Source organism: Campylobacter sp. IFREMER_LSEM_CL2256 (assembly GCF_025771645.1).
In the GTDB taxonomy this organism is placed as follows: domain Bacteria; phylum Campylobacterota; class Campylobacteria; order Campylobacterales; family Campylobacteraceae; genus Campylobacter_D.
This window is the reverse complement of sequence record NZ_JAKMQQ010000002.1, coordinates 26,923-47,405: the sequence shown is the minus strand read 5'-3', so window position 1 is coordinate 47,405 and position 20,483 is coordinate 26,923. Positions and strand designations below refer to the sequence as shown.

The following is a 20,483-nucleotide window of genomic DNA, read 5'->3' as shown; positions in this document are numbered from 1 at the left end:
TTTAAAGGAGAACAATGAAATTTAGTGGAAAAAATGTTTTAATAACAGGTGCAAGTAAAGGTATAGGTGCAGCAATAGCTAAAGAATTAGCAAGTCATGGCTTAAAAGTTTGGATTAATTATAGAAGTAAGCCTGAGCTTGCTGATGCGTTAAAAGAAGAGATAGAAAAAAGTGGTGGCACTGCAGCTGTAATTAAATTTGATGCAAGCATTGAAGAAGAATTTACAAGCGCTATTGCAACTATAGTAGAAAGTGATGGTGAGCTTAGTTATTTAGTTAATAATGCAGGTATTACTAATGATAAATTAGCACTTAGAATGAGTATGGATGATTTTTCTTCAGTGATTAATGCTAATTTAAATTCAAGCTTTTTAGGTTGTAGAGAGGCATTAAAAACTATGAGTAAAAAGCGTTTTGGCGCGGTTGTAAATATCGCTTCTATAGTTGGAGAAATGGGAAATGCAGGCCAAACTAATTATAGTGCTAGTAAAGGCGGTATGATAGCACTAACAAAATCTTTTGCTAAAGAAGGTGCTGCAAGAAATATAAGATATAACTGCATTACCCCAGGTTTTATAAAAAGTGATATGACTGAAGTTTTAAGTGATGAAATAAAACAAAATTATATTAATAATATCCCTTTAAAGCGTTTTGCAGATGCAAGCGAGGTGGCTCAAGTTGTGGCGTTTTTATTAAGCGATCATTCTTCTTATATCACAGGGGAAATTTTAAAAGTCAACGGTGGGCTTTATATGTAAGCAAGGTTTTAACCTTGCTTAGTTTCTATAGCCACTACTGCTATAGCAAAACCCCCATCATGTGCTACGCTTACACTTGCTGATTTTATATTAAATTCTTGCATGACTTTTTGAGAAAAACTAATATGTGGAGCATTTTTATCATCTTTAGAGATGATGATGTCAAAAAAAGAACATTCTTTAGAAATTCCAACCCCCAAAGCCTTAGAAGCAGCTTCTTTAATAGCCCAAAATCCTGCTAGAGTGTTGGTATTTTTTATATAACTTTGCTCTTGCTTGGATAAAAATTTATCCAAGAAAAGCGTTTTATGCCTTTCATAAATTTTTTCTATGCGAGAGCATACGACTATGTCACAGCCTATCATTAAGATACTACAAAGTCAGTAAAATAAATATTTTTGATAAAACCATCAGTTAAAACCTCATTGATTTTACCAGTTAATTCATCTTTTAATCTTTCTTTACCCTTTGTGGTGCTTACTTCTTCAAAGGTTTTTGAAGTTAAAGTTCTAATGATAATATCTCTAATAATAGCAACTTTTTTATCAAGTTCTGGGGTTAGGGTTTCAACATTTTGTTCAAGTTGAATGGTGCATTTTACATATCTTGATCCACCATCACTTAATAAATTTAGTGTAAAAGGTGCTAAAGGATACATCACCCCAATATTTGCATAATCACTCCCTCTAGCTGCTACTGCATTTGTTTTCTTAGGAGCTTGTGCAACTTGTGCGCTTTCTTCAGCTTGTGGAGCAGGATTTTCTTCAGAACCACCGCTAAACATTAAATAAGCAATCGCTCCTACAATCACAAGTAAAAATACAAATAAAAATACAACGATAATAATTACTAAAGTATTGCCACCTTTTTTCTTTGATTCGCCTTGTTCATCCATCATATCATCAGCCATATTTTTCCTTTTATTAAATTTAAAGTGTTATTGTATCAAAAATTACAATTTTTTTAAATTATGATTATTTAATCTTTTGTAAATGTCTATAAACACTAGGTTCAGAAATACCTAAAAGTTCAGCAACCTTAGGAATAACACCTTTTACATTAAACACACCTTTTTCATATAAACTAGCTATCATTTTTTGCTTTTCTTTTGGTTTTAAGCTTTTATTTTTAAAACTTTCTATATCCATACCCGAAATATCTTCGACAATTTCTTCTAAATCAAGTTTAATATATTCTTTATTTTCTTGCTCAGGGTTTTCATAAGCATTATCATAAATATTTCCAAGATTTAAAATTTCATCAGAGATTTTTTTAAACGCTGAAGTATTATGATTAATACAAAGCAAACCCTCAAGTTTTTCATCTTTTTTAATAAAAAAAGTAGAGCCTGACATTGCTTGTGAGCTTTTAGCTGAAGTTTTATAATGTGTTATGTAATCACGCTCTAAATAGATTTTATTTTTAATCATTTCAATGGCAAAACCAGTTAGAGGTGAGTTTATTGTTCTTTTGCTAATATGGTTATTAGCAATTTCTGCTATATTAGCTCCATCTTCGCTTACATCGTGCAAGACTATTTCATAATTTCTACCCAAGGCTTCTGCAAGAAATTTAACTAATTTAATATAATAAGTTCTTGTTTCTTTATCCATAAGCTCTCCTTTTTTTATTAATTTTGTAGTAAAAATATTTAAAATAAGAATGCTTATTCTTATTTTTTAACAATTTTATTACAAAATAAAAATATTTATGCTTAAAAAAAGATTATTTTTTTAAAAATAAGAATTTTATAATCATTTTTTAAATAATGATAATTTTTATCGTTTAATTTTATTTTAATAATATAGGAATATAATTTATCAAATAATAAAAATTATTATTTAAAAAGGAGACACAATGAAAAAACTAACAAATGATTTTGGAAATATCATAGCTGATAATCAAAATTCTCTAAGTGCAGGTGCTAAAGGTCCACTTTTAATGCAAGATTATATTTTGCTTGAAAAACTTGCTCATCAAAATAGAGAAAGAATTCCAGAAAGAACAGTACATGCAAAAGGAAGTGGTGCTTATGGAGAATTTAAAATTACTAAAGATATTTCTCAATATACTAAAGCAAAAGTTTTACAGCTTGGAGAAAACACGCCTTTATTTATAAGATTTTCAACCGTTGCAGGTGAAGCAGGTGCAGCTGATGCAGAAAGAGATGTAAGGGGTTTTGCGATTAAATTTTATACCAAAGAAGGAAATTGGGATTTAGTAGGTAATAATACTCCGACATTTTTTATAAGAGATGCATATAAATTTCCTGATTTTATCCATACTCAAAAAAGAGATCCAAGAACTCATCTAAGAAGCAATAATGCTGCATGGGATTTTTGGAGCCTTTGTCCTGAAAGCTTACACCAAGTTACTATTTTAATGAGCGATAGGGGAATTCCTGCAAGTTATCGTCATATGCATGGTTTTGGAAGTCACACTTATAGTTTAATTAATGATAAAAATGAAAGATTTTGGGTGAAATTTCATTTTAAAACCAAGCAAGGTATTAAAAATTTAACTAATGAGGAAGCGGCAAATTTAATAGCAAATGATAGAGAAAGTCATCAAAGAGATTTATATGAAGCTATAGAAAAAGGAGATTTTCCAAAATGGACTTTCCAAATTCAAGTTTTAAAAGAAGATGAAGCAGAAAAATTAGGTTTTAATCCTTTTGATTTAACTAAAGTTTGGCCACATAGCATTGTGCCTTTAATAGAAGTAGGTGAATTAGTACTTAATAAAAATGTACAAAATTACTTTAATGAAGTAGAACAAGCTGCATTTAGTCCAAGCAATATCGTTCCTGGTATTGGTTTTAGTCCTGATAAAATGTTGCAAGCTAGAATCTTTTCTTATCCTGATGCACACAGATATCGCATAGGAACAAATTATCATTTATTGCCAGTTAATCGTGCAAAAAGTGAAGTAAATACTTATAATGTAGCAGGAGCTATGAATTTTGACACTTATAAAAATGGCGCAGCTTACTATGAGCCAAATAGTTATGATGATAGTCCAAAAGAAGATAAAAGCTATCTTGAGCCTGACTTAGCACTTGAAGGTAGTGCGCAAAGATATGCTCCACTTGATGATGATTTTTATACTCAACCAAGAGCTTTGTTTGATATAATGAACCAAGATCAAAAAGAGCAGTTATTTAAAAATATAGCAACTTCTATGAGCGGGGTTGATGAAAAAATTATTGCTAGAGCATTAAGTCATTTTGAAAAAATTTCAAGTGAATATGCAAATGGTGTTAAAAAAGCTTTGAAAATGTAATTTTTACTTGCCACTTTAAAAGTGGCAAACTAAAGATTATAAAAGGAAAAATATGTTTAGTAATGAAGAAGAAAAAAGAATTCAAGAACTTTGTACTATGGCTTTTGATTATGCAAGAAAAAATGATTTGCAAAATTTAAAGATTATGATAGAAGCAGGTTTGAGTGTGAATTTAAAAAATCATAAAGGCGATAGTCTTTTAATGCTTGCAAGTTATCATAATGCTTATGAATGTGCTAAGTTTTTACTAGAAAATAATGCTAGGGTAGATGAGAAAAATGACAGAGGACAAACTCCATTAGCAGGGGTGTGTTTTAAAGGATATTTGCCTATGTGTAAGCTTTTGGTAGAATATGGGGCAAATATTGATGAAAACAACGGTCTTGGTATGACACCTTTTACTTTTGCACTAATGTTTGGACATAGAGATATAGTAGAGTTTTTAACAAAGCATTCTAAAAAAAGTTTTCTTAAAAAAATAGCTTTTGCTGTATTAAAAATTTTTAAAAGAAAGAAAAGTTAAACTCTTTGAAAAAATAAAAATTATAAAATTATCCTTTTATTTGTAAATAGAAGGATAAATATGTCACAAAAAGCAGAGAAATTATGGGGTGGACGTTTTGATTTACCTACAAATAAATTAGTTGAAGAATACACTGCTTCATTATTAGTTGAGCCAAGACTTGCTCCTTTTGATATACAAGGAAGTATAATTCATTGCACTATGCTTGCAAAACAAGGCATTATAAAAGAAGATGAAGCAAAAACTATCATCAAGGGTTTAGAACAAGTTAGAGAAGAAATTCAAAATGGAACCTTTGTTTTTGATATAGCTGATGAGGATATTCATATGGCTGTAGAAAAAAGAATGACACAAATTGTAGGCCCAGTAGGTGGAAAGCTTCACACTGCAAGAAGTAGAAATGATCAAACTACGCTTGATTCAAAAATGCATATGAGAGCCGTTATAAAAGAAATTTTAAATCAAATTATTGCTTTGCAAGAAGAAATCATCAATCAAGCTCAAAAAAATATCAAAGCTATTATGCCAGGTTATACACATTTACAAACCGGTCAACCAGTGCTTTTTTCACATTGGATCATGGCGTATTTTTGGATGTTAAGTAGGGATTATTCTCGTTTTGAAGATTTATATAAAAGAATGGATGAGTGTCCTTTAGGAGCAGCTGCGCTTGGTGGAACCACATTTAATATAGACAGACATTTTTGTGCCAAAGAATTAGGTTTTGCAAAACCAACAGAAAATAGCATTGATAGCGTTAGTGATAGAGATCATATGGTTGAATTTACTTCTGTGGCTGCAATGTGCTTTATGCATCTTAGTCGTTTTTGTGAAGAGCTTATACTTTTTTCAAGTCAAGATTTTAAATTTATAGAATTAAGTGATGATTTTTGCACAGGCTCAAGCATAATGCCTCAAAAGAAAAATCCTGATGTGGCTGAAAAAATGCGTGGTAAGACAGGTAGAATGTATGGCAATGTTATGGCAATGCTAACTATTATGAAAGGTATTCCACTAGCTTATAATACTGACATGAGTGAAGATAAGGCTCAAGTTTATGATTCTATGGATACTTTAATGGCAAGTTTGAAAATTATAACTCCTATGATAGAAAAAATGCAAGTAAATGCTAATAATACAAGAGCAGCAGCTGCAAAAGGATTTTCAAATGCCACAGATATGGCTGATTATTTAGTAAGAAAAAATATACCATTTAGAGAAGCTCATAGTATAGTTGGTGGGGCTGTGAATTATTGTATTAAATATGGAAAAATGCTTGAAGAACTTAGCATGGAGGAATTTCATCAATTTAGTGAAAATATCCAAGAAGATATTTATGAGGCAATTGCTTTAGAAACTTGTATAGACGCAAGAGTATCTTATGGTGGTACAGGAACTAAAGTAGTATTAGAGCAAATTAAACATGCAAAAGAGCTTTTGGAGCAATATAAGGCACAAGATTAATGGATATTATTTTTTTATTAGAATTTTTCATCATTTTTTCTATGATAGCCATAGGTGGTAGATATGGCGGTATAGGACTTGGGGTTGCAGGTGGGCTTGGTATGTGTATTTTGGTTTTGGTCTTTGGTATGCAACCAGCTTCACTTCCTGTGAGTGTTGTGTTTATTATACTTGCTGTGATTACTTGTGTGAGTGTTTTGCAAAGCGCAGGTGGGCTTGATTTACTAGTAAAAATAGCAGAGAAAATTCTAAAGAAAAAACCTCAAGCTATTGTTTTTATGGGACCTTTGATTAGCTCTGCTTTTACGATTTTTTGCGGTACTACCTATGTGGCTTTTTCTATTTATCCAGTGATTGCTGAAGTGGCAGCTGATGCTAAAATTCGTCCCGAAAGAGCGCTTTCAGTTTCAGTTGTAGCAGCAGGTATTGGCGTTATAGCTTCACCTATGAGTGCAGCTACTGCTGCTATGGTGGCTGTTTTAGCTTTTAGTGGTACAACAATAGTGCAAATTCTAATAGTAAGTTTACCAGCCTTTTTTATAGGTGTGTTTCTTGCTTGTTTGAGTGTTTTAAAAAGAGGAAAAGAGCTTGAGCAAGATGAGGAATTTCAAAAAAGAGTAAGAGCAGGAGAATATCATTTCTTAAGTGAAGATTTGCAAAATAAAGACAGCGAGCATGATCCTATGGCTAAAAGGTCTTTGTATATTTTTGCTTTAGGGATTTTAACTATTATTTTTTTTGGTACTTTTACGAATTTATTGCCTCATTATGAGCTTGCAAATGGTAAAATAGAAAGACTTTCTACTCCAAATTTAATCCAAATGATCATGCTTGCAACAGCTTGTTTGATTATGCTTTTTGCTAAAGTTCCTGCTAATAAACTTGGTGAAGCTTCGGTATTTAGATCAGGACTTATAGGAGTTGTAGGGGTTTTTGGTATAGCTTGGATGACAGGAACATTTTTTGAAGCTTATAAGCCTTTATTTAGTGATTCTTTATCGCATATTGTAGAGGATTATCCGTATTTATTTGGGGTGGCTTTATTTGCCTTTTCTATGGTGATTTTTTCTCCTTCGGCAACAGTAGCTGCTTTGATGCCTTTGGGTGTGAGTTTGGGAATTCCTCCTCAAATTCTTATTGTGCTTTATCCTTGTGTGAGCGGAGATTTTATAGTCCCAGGAGCTAATCAAATAGCATGTGTGGCTTTTGATAGAACAGGCACAACAAAAATAGGTAAATTTGTAATCAACCACTCTTATTTAAGATCAGGTTTTGTTTTGATTATTAGTGCGACTATTGCAGGTTATTTTATCTCTAAGCTTGTATTTTAGCTTAGAGATTGTTTTTAAGTTTTTGTAAATACCTATAGACACTAGGTTCTGATATATTAAGCGACTTAGCAACTATAGGTATGCTTCCTTTGATGTTAAAAATTCCTTTTGAATGAAGCTTTTTAATAATCTCATCTTTTTGCTCAGTGCTTAAGCTATATCCTGAATTTAAATATTTTAAGTCTATGTTTTCAGCTAAAATATCTTCTATAGAATGGCTAAGTGTTTCTATATTACTCACATTGTGTAAATTTACATTGTTTTGATTATGAATATCTAACAAATCACTAAAATCATTGATTTTTTCAAGTTCTATGATTTTACTAATAGCATTTCTAAGCTCTGTGGTATCGTGATTTATACATAAAATTCCCACGATTTTATTTTGATTTTTAATGAAAAAAGTTGATCCAGTAACAATCTTAGACTTTCCAACCTTTGCTTTATAATCACATAAAAAATCTTTATTTAAATACTCTTTTTCTTGTACAAGCTCACTTGCAAAAGAAGTTAATGGAGAATTAATGGTTCTTCCACTAATGTGGTTATTTGCAATGGCTGCAATATATGAACCCTCAGGTGCAATCACATGAAAAACGATTTCATATTGATCCCCAAGCACCTGTCCTAAAAACTGAGTAAGTTTGATAAATAATTCTTTTTGTTGCTCATCCATGATCTAGACCTTTTTGTTGTTTTTTGTTATTTTACATAATATTTTCATCAAAGTTGTTAATATTTATAACAATAAAAAAAATTATTATTATGATAAAAAAATATTGACAATTTATTATTATGATGATAATATTATATTATGATTTCATTTAAACACAAGGAGTATACATGGCAAATTATCCAAAGGCTATAGGACCATATTCAGCTTATAGAGAAGCTAATGGTTTGTTATTTATTTCAGGACAACTTCCTATTAATCCAGAAAGTGGAAATATAGAAAGTGAAGATGTAAAAGAACAAACAAGACAATCATTGTTAAATATTAAGGCTATATTAGAAGAAAATAATCTTTATTTTAATAATGTAGTTAAAACAACTTGCTTTTTAGCAAATATTGATGATTTTGTGGCTTTCAATGAGGTTTATTCTGAATTTTTCACAGCTCCATATCCTGCAAGAAGTGCTTTTGCGGTAAAAGATCTTCCTAAGGGTGCTAAAGTGGAGATAGAGGTTATTGCTCATAAAGGATAGAGCATGTTGGGTTTATTTTTTGCAGGATGTTCTGTATTTTTACTTGTATTTATGCTCTATAAAAAAATCAACGCCCATATGGCGTTGCTTTTAAGTGGTTTATTCTTGCTAACTTTGGCAGGAATTTTTGGACTTTCTCCTATTATTAGTGAAAAGCAATCTTTACATTTAGGTCTTTTTGATATTTTCCAAGTAGTAAATACCAAAATGTCAAGTACTCTAGCAGGGCTTGGACTTACTTTAATGTGTATAGCAGGATTTTCTGCTTATATGGATCATGTAGGTGCAAGCTATGCTTTATTTAAAGTATTTGAAAGACCTTTAAAGGCAGTAAAATCACCTTATATTTTATTGCTAGTTTCATATTTTGTAATTCAGTTTTTAGTACTTTTTATACCTTCACATGCAGGTTTAGCGCTTTTGCTTATGGTTACAATGTATCCTATTTTGGTGCGTTCAGGTGTTTCTAAGCTTTCTGCACTTTCAATTATCGCTATTTGTCAATACATTGACCATGGTCCAGGTAGTGGCAATGTGATTTTGGCTGCAAAAACAGCTGAAATTGATCCAGCGGTGTATTTTGTACATTATCAGCTTCCTACAACTGTGCCTATTATCATAGCAGTAGGTATTGCGATTTATTTTTGCTCAAAATATTTTGATAAAAAAGAAAATTTTACATTTAACCGCGATGATGTTGAAAAAGAATTAGCAGAACATGATGGCAAAAATGAAGAGCTTAAAAAGCCACCTAGAATTTATGCAATTTTACCTATTATACCTTTAGTATTGATTTTGGGCTTTAGTAGTGTTTTGGATAGCATTATGGTGCTAATGGGATTTACTACCATGGAAGAAGTTAAAGCAGCTTCATCTACTGCTATTAGAATGAATGTTCCAGTTGCAATGATGATTTCAACCTTTATAGCGATTATTTTTGAAATCATTCGTTATAGAAGTTTGATTGATACTTTAAATTCTATTATGGTATTTTTCAAAGGCATGGGGCATTTGTTTGTAATCACCGTTTCTTTGATCGTTTGTGGTCAAGTTTTTGCAAGCGGACTTTTATCAGTTGGCTTTGTGGATACTTTAATAGGTTTTGCAAAAGATGCAGGTTTTGGAGTGCTTGCTATTATTATAGCAGTTTCTATTTTGCTTGCTGTATGTGCATTTTTAATGGGTTCGGGAAATGCAGCATTTTTCTCTTTTGCGCCACTTATCCCAAATATAGCAAAATCTTTTGGCGTTGAAACCATAGCTATGATAGCACCTATTCAAATCATGACAGGTTTTGGTAGATGTGTTTCGCCTATCGCACCTGCTATTTTGGCAATTTCAGCTATGGCTAAAGTAAATCCATTACAAGTTGTAAAAAGAACAGCCATTCCTATGCTTGTAGCTGCTATTGTTAATGTGATTATGACTTATATTTATCTATAAAAAGGAGTACAAAATGAACAACAAAACTAAATTAATCCATCTAGGAAGAGGCGATCAAAATGTCGAAGTAAGATCAGTTAATCCAACCCTAATGCGTGCATCAACTATACTTTTTAAAGATCATGCAACTTGGCAAAAATACCGCGAGCTAAGAAAAACAGATCGTGTTTTAAGTTATGGTGCTAGAGGAACGGCTACAAATTTTGAACTTGAAAAACTAATTTGTGCGCTTGAAGGAGGCCATAGAGCGCAACTTTTCCCAACAGGACTTGCAGCATTAGCTATGGTGCTTTTAAATTATGCTAGCAAAGATGCTCATTTTTTAATCACTGATGCTATTTATGGACCTGTTAGAACAATTTGTGATTTATTTTTAACTAAAATGGGCGTAGAAATTGACTTTTTAAAAGCTGATGCTTCTGATGTAGAAGAAAAAATCAAACCAAACACAAAATTAATCCTTTGTGAAAGCCCAGGTTCTATACTTTATGAAATTATAGATTTACCAAAACTATGCGAAATTGCACACAAACACAACATACCAGTAGCGATTGATAATACTTATTCAAGTGGGTATTTTTTAAATCCGCTTGAGCTTGGCGTGGATATTTCAGTGATTGCAGCGACTAAGTACTTAAGTGGGCATTCAGATGTTACTATGGGTATAGTAGTGATTAATGAAAAAGAATGGAAAAATTTTGACAAATTACCAGAAGCTTTAGGATTTACTACAAGTCCTGATGATGCTTATTTAGTGCTTCGTGGTATGAGAACTTTAGATGTAAGAATGAAAGCGCATGAAAAAAGTGCAGATGAGGTAGTAGAGTTTTTACAAAGTAGAAAAGAAGTTAAAACAATTTTTTATCCAAAATTAAAAACTCATCCAAACCATGAAGTTTTTATGCGCGATCATAAAGGTGCTAATGGTATGGTAACGATTGAATTTGCAGATGGTATTTCAAAAGAACAAGCCATTGAGTTTGTAGATAATTTAGAGTATTTTTCAATCGGTGCAAGCTGGGGTGGATATGAGAGTTTAGCTACTGTTACTACTCCACCAAGAACGGCAACAGATTGGAGCGCTAGAGGGCCTTTTGTGAGATTTCATATAGGTCTTGAAGATAGTAAGGATTTGATTGCTGATTTAAAACAAGCATTTGAAAAAATAAATTTTAAAGGATAAAACATGGGTGTGAGTGTATTTGATATGAGGTTGCTTCAAGATTCTTGGAGTACCCCTGCAATGAGAGCTATTTTTAGTGAAGAAAATAGAATTCAAAAATGGCTTGATGTAGAAGCTGCCCTAGCAAAAGCTCAAGCAAAACTTGGCATTATCCCTAATGAAGCAGCTATAGAAATAGCTAAAAAAGCGCATTATAAATTTATGGATATGGATTTTATTTTTGCTGAGTTTAAAAAGACTAAACACCCTTTAGTACCTACTGTGCGTGGTTTAGAAAAAGCTTGTGAAAATGGTCTTGGTGAATATGTACATTTTGGTGTAACAACACAAGATATCATTGATACAGGTATAGTTTTACAATTTAAAGAAGCTATGGCTTTAATCAAGCAAGATTTAAAAGATATAGCTAAAAATTTAGCAAAAATCGCAAAAGAGCATAAAAACACTGCGATGATGGGAAGAACCTTAGCTTTGCAAGCTTTACCTATAACTTTTGGACACAAAGTTGCAATTTGGCTTAGTGAGCTTAATCGTCACTATGAAAGAATTATTGAACTTGAAAAAAGATTATATGTAGGATTAATTGTAGGTGCAGTGGGAACTAAAGCAAGTTTAAGTGATAAGGCTAATGAAGTAGAAAAACTTACTTTAGAAAGCTTAGGTTTAGAAGTTCCTGATATCTCATGGCAACCAGCAAGAGATCGTTTCATTGAGCTTGGCTATGTTTTAGGTAATATCAATGCAACCTTTAACAAAATCGCACATCAACTTTTAATCTTAGCTCATAATGAAATCGATGAAATTGCTGAGCCTTTTGGAAAAGGTCAAGTAGGAAGTTCTACTATGCCTCATAAAAGAAATCCTGCAGTAAGTGAAAACGCAGTGACTGTGAGTAATGCCCTAAGAGCTAATATTGCAATTTTAAGCGATATAGAAAGACATGAGCATGAAAGAGATGGTCAAGTATGGAAAATGGAATGGAAGCTTTTGCCAGAAGCGTTTTTAATGCTTTCAGTAGTATTGGCAAATATGAAATTTGTCTTTGATGATTTAGAAGTTAAAAAAGACAAAATGTTAAAAAATCTTGATACGCTTAATGGCTTTGTATTAGCAGAGCGCGTGATGTTTGCTTTGAGTGATCATTATGGTAAGCAACATGCACATGAAATTGTTTATGAAAATGCTATGAGAGGCATAGAAAATCATAAAACTTTCAAAGAAGTTTTACTTGAAGATGAGCGTGTGAGCAAGGTTTTAAGTGAAAAAGATATTGATGTTTTAATGGATGCTACAACTTATGTAGGTTATGCACCAAAATTAGTTGATGAGTTCTTAGAAAAAATTGCTAATGCACCAATTCTAAAGTAGGAAAAAATGTATTTAAGTGAAAAACTAGCCGAATTTATCGTAAATTTAGACTATGAAGCTATTCCTAGTGAAGTAAAGCAAAGAGCAAAAGAGCTTATGCTTGATGCACTAGGAACAGCCCTAGCTGCTAAAAATGAAGCTTGTGTTTTAAATGCAACTAAGGCTTTTGAAGCTTTAAGCGTAAATCCTAGTGAAAAAATTTGGAGTGAAGATAAAAAGCTTGATGTAATTTATGCTGCGATGGTAAATGCTATTGCAGCGCATGCCCTTGATTTTGATGATACTCATACTGAAGCTATTTTGCACGCTAGTGCTATTTTAACTCCGCTTTGTTTAACTTATGGATTTAGTGTAAGTAAAGATGGAAAAAAAGTTTTAAAAGCTTTTATTGTTGGTTGGGAAATTGCTGCTAGAGTGGGTATAGCAAGCAAAGGAAGTTTCCATAAACGCGGCTTTCATACTACAGCTATAGCAGGAATTTTTGGTAGTGTAGCTGCAAGTTGTGTTTTACTTGATTTAAACAAAGAACAAATCATCAATGCTCTAGGTTTAGCAGGAAGTTTTGCAAGTGGGGTAAATGAGTTTTTATCTAATGGTTCTAATTCTAAAGTTTTACACATAGCTAATACTTTGAAAAATGGAATTTTAGTAGCAAATTTTGCAAAAGCTAATATGAGTGGACCTTTGAGTATATTTGAAGGAAGGGATAATATTTTTAGAACTTTTGGCTTAGAAGATGAGTGTGATAAAAATGAACTTTGTAAGGGCTTGAATGAAATTTGGCAAGTAATGCAAGTTTCGTTAAAACCTTATCCAAGCTGTCATTTTGCACATGGGCTTATTGATTGTGCTATGAGTTTAAGAAATGATGGCTTAAAAGCACAAGATATCAAAAGTATACATTGTTTTGTAGATGAGGTGCCAATTTCATTTATCTGTGATCCAATAGAAGCAAAATACACTCCACAAAGTGCTTATGCTGCTAAATTTTCCATGCCTTTTTTAATGGCTTTGGCATTTTTTGATGGTAAGATCACTTTAAAATCTTATGAAAATTTAAATAGAGCTGAACTAATAGAATTTGCTAAAAAAATTAGCTATGAAAAGAAAAAATCTAGCGGTTTCCCTAAATACTTTCCAGGACATTTAGAAGCTGTTTTAAATGATGGAAGAGTAATTAAAAAAGATGTACTGATTAATAAAGGAAATTTTGATAATCCTTTAAGTTTTGATGAATTAAAAGATAAATTTCTTTCTAATGCTAGCATAGCACTTTCTTTAGAAAAGGCTGAGGAATTAGTCAAAAAGCTTCAAAATTTAGAAAATCTAAATGATTTTGATTTCTAGCAATCTCATTTTTTGAGATTGCTTATTATTTTAAAAAAGAAATAATTTAATTTTTTATATAATGTTTTATCTTAGTTTTTGTAAGGAAAAACATGACTTTAGATACATTAAAAGATAATGAAGAAGCTATTATAGTAGGCTTTGAAGCAGATAAACAACTCCAAGCAAGACTTTTTAGTTTTGGTTTTGCAAAAAACAAAAAAGTTAAAAAAATTCGCTCTTCTATAGCAAATTCTACTATCATGGTAGAACTTGATACAACTTGCGTGATTTTACGTTCAAGTGAAGCAAAAATAATACAAATTTCAAAAGAGTTTTAATGAAAAAAATCATCATTGCTTTAGTAGGTCAGCCAAATGTCGGTAAAAGTTTATTAATTAACGCACTTTGTAAAGCTAATATGAAAGTTGGCAATTTTAGCGGTGTTACGGTTGAAAAGGCTGAGGCTAGATTAATTTATAAAAAATATGAGTTTAAATTTATAGATTTACCAGGAACTTATGCATTAGATGGTTATAGCGAAGAAGAAAAAATTACAAAAGATTTTTTAAAAAAAGGTGAATTTGATCTTGTAGTAAATGTGCTTGATTCTACAAATTTAGAGCGTAATTTGATTTTGAGTGCATCTTTAATAGAAGCTAAAACCAAAATGATTATGGCTTTAAATATGCAAGATGAAGCTAAAAATGAAGGTTTTAGTATAGATTTTAAAATTTTATCCCAACTTCTAAATACACCTTGTCTTGGTGTGTGTGCTAAAACTAAAGAAAATCTAAATGCACTTTTGGATTTAATCATTTCAACCTATGAAGCTAAATTTGAAGCTAAAGAGCGTGTTTATAGTGATATTATAGAAGAAGAACTTGTAAAAATAAGTGATTTTTTAAATCAAAATGAAATTACATATTTAGATTTTTCTACAAAAGATTTAGCGATAGCTTTGCTTAAAAATGAAGCTAATATAGTCATTTCACATGCTTTGAGAAAAATACTTGATGAAGCTTTAGAAAAAATTTATATGGCATATCATAGCAAAGATATAGAAAGTATTTTTAAAGAAGAGCTAATTGCTTTTGCAAATGGTATATGTGCTAAGGTTTTAAGTAAGGGTGTTAAGTATAAAAATCATACCAAAGAAATAGATTCTATTTTAATCAATAAATTTTTAGGAATTCCTATATTTTTGTTTTTTATGTGGGCTTTATTTCAGCTAACCTTTACTTTAGGTCAAATCCCTATGGATTATATAGAAATGTTTTTTGCTAATTTAGGTGATATGGTAAAGAATAATATTAGCAATGAATTTATCGCTTCAGCCTTAGCTGATGGTGTTTTAGGTGGGGTTGGTGCGGTTATAACTTTTTTACCAAATATTATGATTTTATTTTTTGGTATAGCCTTGCTTGAAACAACTGGATATATGGCTAGGGTTGCATTTTTATTAGATGGAATTTTATACAAATTTGGCTTGCATGGTAAAAGTTTCATCCCTTTAATCACGGGTTTTGGCTGTTCAGTACCTGCATTTATGGCTACAAGAACTTTAAAAAATAAAAAAGATAGATTATTAACTCTTTTTATTATTAATTTTATGAGTTGTGGTGCAAGGCTTCCTGTATATGTGCTTTTTGTTGGAGTGTTTTTTCCTGCTGATGTAGCGGGAAATTATCTTTTTGGGATTTATATTTTGGGTGCATTTTTGGGTTTGATTGCAGCTAAGATTTTAAGAATGAGTGCCTTTAGAGGACAAGATGAACCCTTTGTAATGGAAATGCCAAAATATAGAATGCCAAATTGGAATTTGGTATGGTTTATGGTGTTTAATAAAGCCAAAATGTATTTAAAAAAAGCAGGAACATTTATTTTGATAGCTTCTTTGCTTATTTGGTTTGCGAGTAATTTTCCTGCACAAGAAAATAATACTCAAGATGCCTTAACTCAAGAACTTCAGATAGAAAATAGTTATCTTGGACAATTTGGTAAAGCAATAGAGCCTATTTTTGCACCACTTGGTTTTGATTGGAAACTTAGTGTATCTTTGGTAAGTGGTTTAGCTGCTAAAGAAGTGATGATTTCTACTATGGGTGTGCTTTATTCTTTAGGTGATGAAGTTGATGAAACAAGTTTAAATTTACAAGAAGCTATAAAAGAAAACATCCCTTTTAGCACAGCAGTAGCTTTTATACTTTTTGTTATGATTTATAATCCTTGTTTTGCAGCAACTATAGTTTTTGCTAAAGAAGCAGGAAATAAAAAATATGCATGGTATCTTTTTATATTTACATCTTTATGTGCGTATTTGGTTGCTTTTGTAGGGATTAATATTGCTAAATTGATAATTTAATCATCTTTATGATGATTAAATTTCCATTTTTTGCTCTAAAGAGTGTTGCCAAAAGGCTGTTTCAAGTCTTACAGTAGTATAAAAAATTTCGTTTAATTTTTTAAATTTTTCTTCACTAATGCTATTTGCATAAGAATTAAAAAAGTCCTTAAATTCTTTAATTTCATCTTGAAATTCTTTACCCGCATAGGTTAAAATCCACTCTTTGTAAGGGTGATTTTCTAAACTTTTTTCATTAAGTCCTTTATAAATTTCTTCTCCTATGTATGCATAACCTATAGCACAAGCACTCAAAGCACATAGCATATCTAAATAATCTCCATTTTGCCCCACACTTAGTAAATATCTTGTATAAGCAATATTAGTTAAACTTTCATCTTTATAATCTAGTTTTTCTACATCAATACCTAGCTTTAAAATACTTCTATGAAGTTCCAATTCTCCTTCTAAAGTGTAGTTTTGATTTTTAATGGCAAATTGAATTTCTTTAGCATTATTTGCATTTAAAGCAAGCAGGGCATAGCATTTTGCGTAATTGTTTAAAAAGATATAATCTTGTTTAAGATAAAATAAAAATACATCTTTTTCTAAAGTGCCATTGTGAAGTTTTTTTACAAATTCATGATGGATGTATTGATCCCAAGTTTTTTTATTTTCTTTTATAAGTCTATCCAAAAGCATCATTTTCCTTTGTTAAAAATTAAGCTTTTATTTAAACACAGATAATTAAATTTTTCGTAATAATCTTTAATTTTTAACTTTTTAAACAAGAAATTTATTTTTTTATTGTAAAATGTGGTTTAATTTTTTAAACTAGGAGATAAAAATGGCAATTTTTGATGATGTAAAAAAAGTAGTTGTTGAGCAACTTAGTGTTGATGAAGATGCAGTTAAAATGGAATCTAAAATCATTGAAGATTTAGGTGCAGATTCTTTAGATGTTGTTGAATTAGTTATGGCTTTAGAAGAAAAATTTGATGTAGAAATTCCAGACAGTGATGCTGAAAAACTAGTAAAAATCGAAGATGTTGTTAATTATATAGAAAATCTTCAAAAATAATTTTAATTTTTAATAAGGAGTGCGGTTTGAAACGCGTTGTAGTAACAGGTATAGGAATGATCAATGCCCTTGGCTTAGACAAAGATAGCTCATTTAAAGCAATTTGTGATGGTAAAAGTGGCATTGATAAAATCACCCTTTTTGATACCACTGATTTTCCAGTGCAAATTGCTGCTGAAGTAAAAAATTTTGATCCTTTAAGTGTCTGTGATGCTAAAGAGGTTAAAAAAATAGATCGTTTTATACAACTTGGTATTAAAGCAGCAAGAGAAGCTATGGAAGATGCTAAATTTGATGAAACTTTAAACAAAGAAGAATTTGGTGTAGTTTCAGCAGCTGGTATAGGTGGTTTACCAAATATAGAAAAAAATTCCGTTACTTGCGCACAGCGTGGACCACGTAAAATTACTCCTTTTTTCATACCATCGGCTTTAGTTAATATGCTTGGTGGGATTATTTCAATCGAACATGGATTACAAGGACCAAATATCTCATGCGTAACTGCTTGCGCAGCGGGAACTCATGCCATAGGCGAAGCTTATAAAAGCATAGCTTTAGGTAGTGCGGATAAAATGCTTGTAGTAGGAGCTGAAGCAGCTATTTGTGCTGTGGGTATAGGTGGCTTTGCTGCTATGAAAGCTCTTTCTACTAGAAATGATGATCCAGCTAAGGCTTCAAGACCATTTGATAAAGAAAGAGATGGTTTTGTGATGGGTGAGGGTGCTGGTGCTTTAGTGTTTGAAGAATATGAGGCTGCTAAAAAGCGTGGAGCTAAAATTTATGCTGAGTTAGTAGGTTTTGGCGAAAGTGCAGATGCACATCATATCACTTCGCCTACTTTAGAAGGGCCATTGCGTGCTATGAAAAAAGCTTTAAAAATGGCAGGAAATCCAAAAGTAGATTATATTAATGCACACGGAACTTCTACTCCAGTAAATGATAAAAATGAAACAGCAGCTATTAAAGAACTTTTTAAAGATCAAATTCCTTTAGTTAGTTCTACAAAAGGTCAAACAGGTCATTGTTTGGGTGCTGCTGGAGCTATTGAAGCTGTTATTTCTTTAATGGCACTTGATCAAGGTATATTACCGCCAACTATCAATCAAATCGTAGCAGATGAAAATTGCGATCTTGACTATATACCAAATACTGCAAGAAAAAGTGAAGTTAATGTAGTAATGAGCAATTCTTTTGGTTTTGGTGGAACAAATGGTTGTGTGATTTTCAAAAAAGTAGATTAATATGGCTTCTTATTTAGATTTTGAAAAAAATATTCAGCAAATCGATGAGGATTTAGCAAATGCTAAAATCAAAGGCGATGATGAAGCAGTAAAAATTTTAGAAAAAAATCTTGAAAAAGAAACTCAAAAAGTTTATAAAAATTTAAGCGATTACCAACGCTTACAGCTTGCAAGACATCCTGATCGTCCTTATGCACTTGATTATATTCAAGCTATATTAAGTGATGCTTATGAAATTCATGGCGATCGTGCTTTTAGAGATGATCCTGCTATTGTGTGTTATGCAGGCTATATAGGTGGTAAAAAAGTTATTGTTATAGGTGAGCAAAAAGGTAGAGGTACTAAAGATAAACTTCATAGAAATTTTGGTATGCCTCATCCTGAAGGTTATAGAAAAGCTCTAAGAGTGGCAAAAATGGCTGAAAAATTTGACATACCGGTGTTATTTTTAGTAGATACTCCGGGTGCTTACCCAGGAGTAGGTGCTGAAGAGCGTGGTCAAAGTGAGGCTATAGCTAGAAATTTATATGAGTTAAGTGCCCTTAAAACAATCACTATAGCAGTAGTTATAGGTGAAGGTGGAAGTGGTGGTGCTTTAGCCATAGGAGTAGCTGATAAACTTGCTATGATGAAAAATTCAGTTTTTTCTGTGATTTCACCTGAGGGTTGTGCTGCTATTTTATGGAATGATCCATCAAAAAGTGAAGCTGCTACTAAGGCGATGAAAGTAACTGCTGATGATTTAAAAACTCAAGGTTTAATAGATGATGTTATTGAGGAACCAATGAGTGGAGCTCATAGAGATAAAGAAAATGCGATTAAAAATTTGAGTGATTATGTCTTAAAAGCTATAGAAGAATTAGAACAATACGATAAACGTGAATTAGCTGCATTAAGAATGCAAAAAATCTTTAAATTTGGAGCTTTTGCTGAATGATTTGCATTTTTATGCAAATTTCAACTTTTTTTAAAAAAACTATTGTATAATTACAACTTCAATTCAGTGGTTGGATAGCTCAGTCGGTAGAGCAGCAGACTGAAAATCTGCGTGTCGGCAGTTCGATTCTGCCTCTAACCACCATTCATTTTCTATTATAAAAATCATCTAATTTTTGAAGTTCATTTTCGTTAAATCCTGCTTGAATTCTAGCTGTTTTGTTATATACTTTTCCTAAAAGATTAAATTCTTTATATTTGGCGCAAAGATCAAGATAACTATCATTTTCTTTTTTTACATAATTCCACCAAAAATCCCCTTTATTTACATGTTTAATCTCATCATTTAGTATAATGGTAAAAATTTCACTAAATAAACTTTTTATAGGATGATTAGTTGTGTTTAATTTTTCTAAGACGAAAGGATTAGCATCAAGTCCTTTTGCTTCAAGCCCTCTATGAACTATGCCCATTCTATGAGCAAGGTTATCTTTGGTTAAAAACAAGGCTTTTTCAAGATTATCATGCGCATGGAAATCTCCATATTTAAAACCAAGTTCATTTAAAGTTTTTTCTAAAAGTAAAAAATGCTTAATTTCTTCATCAGCTACCTCAAGCCAATCTTGATAAAATTTCAATGGCAAGTTTTTAAATCTATAACTAGCATCCAAGGCTAAGTTTATAGCACTATATTCTATATGTGCAACTGAATGTAATATTTTTGCTAAAGATAAAGTGCTATTTGCTTCTTTTGGACGCCTTATTTTCATAGGATGAAGGATTTTAACTTGTGAGTTTTCACAAATGATCGCTTTATGAGAATGATTAAAATCATACAAATTAGATTTAAAATTTTCATAAAATTCATTAAATAATTCAATCTTTTTAAAAATATCTTTGTGGTATAAAATTTTTTCTAATTCTTCAAAGAAATTTCTTTTCATTTTTAAACCTTGTTAAATATTATATAAGATAAAAAAGTATAATATAAAAATTT

The 20,483-nt window shown here is 31.3% G+C and carries 21 protein-coding genes and 1 tRNA gene; 16 read left to right on the top strand and 6 right to left on the bottom strand.

Annotated elements, in window-relative coordinates; translation table 11 throughout:
• Positions 1-14: 14 nt before the first annotated feature.
• Positions 15-758, top strand: coding sequence for a 3-oxoacyl-ACP reductase FabG (fabG, locus tag L8U00_RS01255; RefSeq protein ID WP_263708260.1), 744 nt, complete (start codon positions 15-17; stop codon positions 756-758).
• An 8-nt stretch (positions 759-766) separates the two neighbouring features.
• Here the strand turns inward: fabG and acpS are convergent, their stop codons facing one another.
• From acpS to L8U00_RS01240, 3 genes are all read right to left on the bottom strand, one after another.
• The gene (gene acpS / locus L8U00_RS01250; RefSeq protein WP_039617490.1) at positions 767-1,123 is read right to left on the bottom strand and encodes a holo-ACP synthase; all 357 of its coding nucleotides are present in this window, start codon (positions 1,121-1,123) and stop codon (positions 767-769) included.
• Positions 1,123-1,668: a flagellar basal body-associated protein FliL gene (gene fliL / locus L8U00_RS01245; protein ID WP_404842191.1), complete on the bottom strand. Its 546-nt coding sequence runs from the start codon at positions 1,666-1,668 to the stop codon at positions 1,123-1,125. The genes acpS and fliL overlap by 1 nt, the downstream gene beginning before the upstream one ends.
• Before the next feature lie 64 nt (positions 1,669-1,732).
• Positions 1,733-2,371, bottom strand: coding sequence for a transcriptional regulator (locus L8U00_RS01240; RefSeq protein WP_263708259.1), 639 nt, complete (start codon positions 2,369-2,371; stop codon positions 1,733-1,735).
• A 244-nt stretch (positions 2,372-2,615) separates the two neighbouring features.
• On the opposite strand from L8U00_RS01240, the gene L8U00_RS01235 reads away from it, so the two are divergent.
• From L8U00_RS01235 to L8U00_RS01220, 4 genes are read left to right on the top strand one after another with little or no spacing between them, the layout of a single operon-like run.
• A complete protein-coding gene (locus tag L8U00_RS01235) occupies positions 2,616-4,040 on the top strand; it encodes a catalase (protein ID WP_263708258.1) in 1,425 nt (474 codons plus the stop codon).
• Between the two features lie 52 nt (positions 4,041-4,092).
• Positions 4,093-4,563 carry an ankyrin repeat domain-containing protein gene (locus tag L8U00_RS01230; protein ID WP_263658635.1) on the top strand — a complete coding sequence of 157 codons (471 nt, stop codon included), beginning with the start codon at positions 4,093-4,095 and terminating at the stop codon, positions 4,561-4,563.
• 60 nt (positions 4,564-4,623) lie between these two features.
• Positions 4,624-6,027 (top strand): argininosuccinate lyase, encoded by a 1,404-nt coding sequence (gene argH / locus L8U00_RS01225; protein WP_263708257.1) that lies wholly within the window; start codon positions 4,624-4,626, stop codon positions 6,025-6,027.
• Complete coding sequence (locus tag L8U00_RS01220) at positions 6,027-7,358, top strand: anaerobic C4-dicarboxylate transporter family protein (RefSeq protein WP_263708256.1); 1,332 nt, start codon at positions 6,027-6,029, stop codon at positions 7,356-7,358. Before argH ends, L8U00_RS01220 begins: the two co-directional genes overlap by 1 nt.
• Before the next feature lies 1 nt (position 7,359).
• On the opposite strand, the gene L8U00_RS01215 is transcribed toward L8U00_RS01220, so the two are convergent.
• Entirely contained in the window at positions 7,360-8,034 is a 675-nt protein-coding gene (locus L8U00_RS01215; protein ID WP_039617503.1) for a YheO-like PAS sensor domain-containing protein, read from the bottom strand.
• A gap of 167 nt (positions 8,035-8,201) precedes the next feature.
• Here L8U00_RS01215 and L8U00_RS01210 point away from each other — a divergent pair, with 167 nt between their 5' ends.
• The 7 genes from L8U00_RS01210 (at position 8,202) to feoB (ending at position 16,249) form a co-directional block, all read left to right on the top strand.
• Complete coding sequence (locus L8U00_RS01210) at positions 8,202-8,564, top strand: Rid family detoxifying hydrolase (protein ID WP_263708255.1); 363 nt, start codon at positions 8,202-8,204, stop codon at positions 8,562-8,564.
• Between the two features lie 3 nt (positions 8,565-8,567).
• On the top strand, positions 8,568-10,007 hold the full coding sequence (gene dcuC, locus L8U00_RS01205; RefSeq protein WP_263708254.1) for a C4-dicarboxylate transporter DcuC: 1,440 nt from the start codon (positions 8,568-8,570) through the stop codon (positions 10,005-10,007).
• 13 nt (positions 10,008-10,020) lie between these two features.
• Positions 10,021-11,190, top strand: a complete 1,170-nt coding sequence (gene metC / locus L8U00_RS01200) for a cystathionine beta-lyase (protein WP_263708253.1) — start codon at positions 10,021-10,023, stop codon at positions 11,188-11,190.
• Between the two features lie 3 nt (positions 11,191-11,193).
• Positions 11,194-12,558 carry an adenylosuccinate lyase gene (gene purB / locus L8U00_RS01195; RefSeq protein WP_263678466.1) on the top strand — a complete coding sequence of 455 codons (1,365 nt, stop codon included), beginning with the start codon at positions 11,194-11,196 and terminating at the stop codon, positions 12,556-12,558.
• Between the two features lie 6 nt (positions 12,559-12,564).
• Positions 12,565-13,905, top strand: a complete 1,341-nt coding sequence (locus tag L8U00_RS01190; protein ID WP_263708252.1) for an MmgE/PrpD family protein — start codon at positions 12,565-12,567, stop codon at positions 13,903-13,905.
• Between the two features lie 92 nt (positions 13,906-13,997).
• A complete protein-coding gene (locus L8U00_RS01185; protein WP_039625344.1) occupies positions 13,998-14,225 on the top strand; it encodes a FeoA family protein in 228 nt (75 codons plus the stop codon).
• Positions 14,225-16,249, top strand: coding sequence for a ferrous iron transport protein B (feoB, locus tag L8U00_RS01180; RefSeq protein WP_263708251.1), 2,025 nt, complete (start codon positions 14,225-14,227; stop codon positions 16,247-16,249). The genes L8U00_RS01185 and feoB overlap by 1 nt, the downstream gene beginning before the upstream one ends.
• A 15-nt stretch (positions 16,250-16,264) precedes the next feature.
• Here feoB and tenA read toward each other — a convergent pair whose 3' ends face one another.
• Positions 16,265-16,930: a thiaminase II gene (gene tenA, locus L8U00_RS01175; RefSeq protein ID WP_263708250.1), complete on the bottom strand. Its 666-nt coding sequence runs from the start codon at positions 16,928-16,930 to the stop codon at positions 16,265-16,267.
• Positions 16,931-17,075: 145 nt separating this feature from the next.
• On the opposite strand from tenA, the gene acpP reads away from it, so the two are divergent.
• The 4 genes from acpP (at position 17,076) to L8U00_RS01155 (ending at position 19,631) form a co-directional block, all read left to right on the top strand.
• Complete coding sequence (gene acpP / locus L8U00_RS01170) at positions 17,076-17,309, top strand: acyl carrier protein (protein ID WP_039617517.1); 234 nt, start codon at positions 17,076-17,078, stop codon at positions 17,307-17,309.
• 26 nt (positions 17,310-17,335) lie between these two features.
• Positions 17,336-18,550: a beta-ketoacyl-ACP synthase II gene (locus tag L8U00_RS01165; protein WP_263708249.1), complete on the top strand. Its 1,215-nt coding sequence runs from the start codon at positions 17,336-17,338 to the stop codon at positions 18,548-18,550.
• Between the two features lies 1 nt (position 18,551).
• Positions 18,552-19,487: an acetyl-CoA carboxylase carboxyltransferase subunit alpha gene (locus tag L8U00_RS01160; RefSeq protein WP_173787044.1), complete on the top strand. Its 936-nt coding sequence runs from the start codon at positions 18,552-18,554 to the stop codon at positions 19,485-19,487.
• 68 nt (positions 19,488-19,555) lie between these two features.
• Positions 19,556-19,631, top strand: a tRNA-Phe gene (locus tag L8U00_RS01155).
• 1 nt (position 19,632) lies between these two features.
• On the opposite strand, the gene L8U00_RS01150 is transcribed toward L8U00_RS01155, so the two are convergent.
• A complete protein-coding gene (locus L8U00_RS01150; protein ID WP_263708248.1) occupies positions 19,633-20,430 on the bottom strand; it encodes a ferritin-like domain-containing protein in 798 nt (265 codons plus the stop codon).
• Positions 20,431-20,483: the final 53 nt, after the last annotated feature.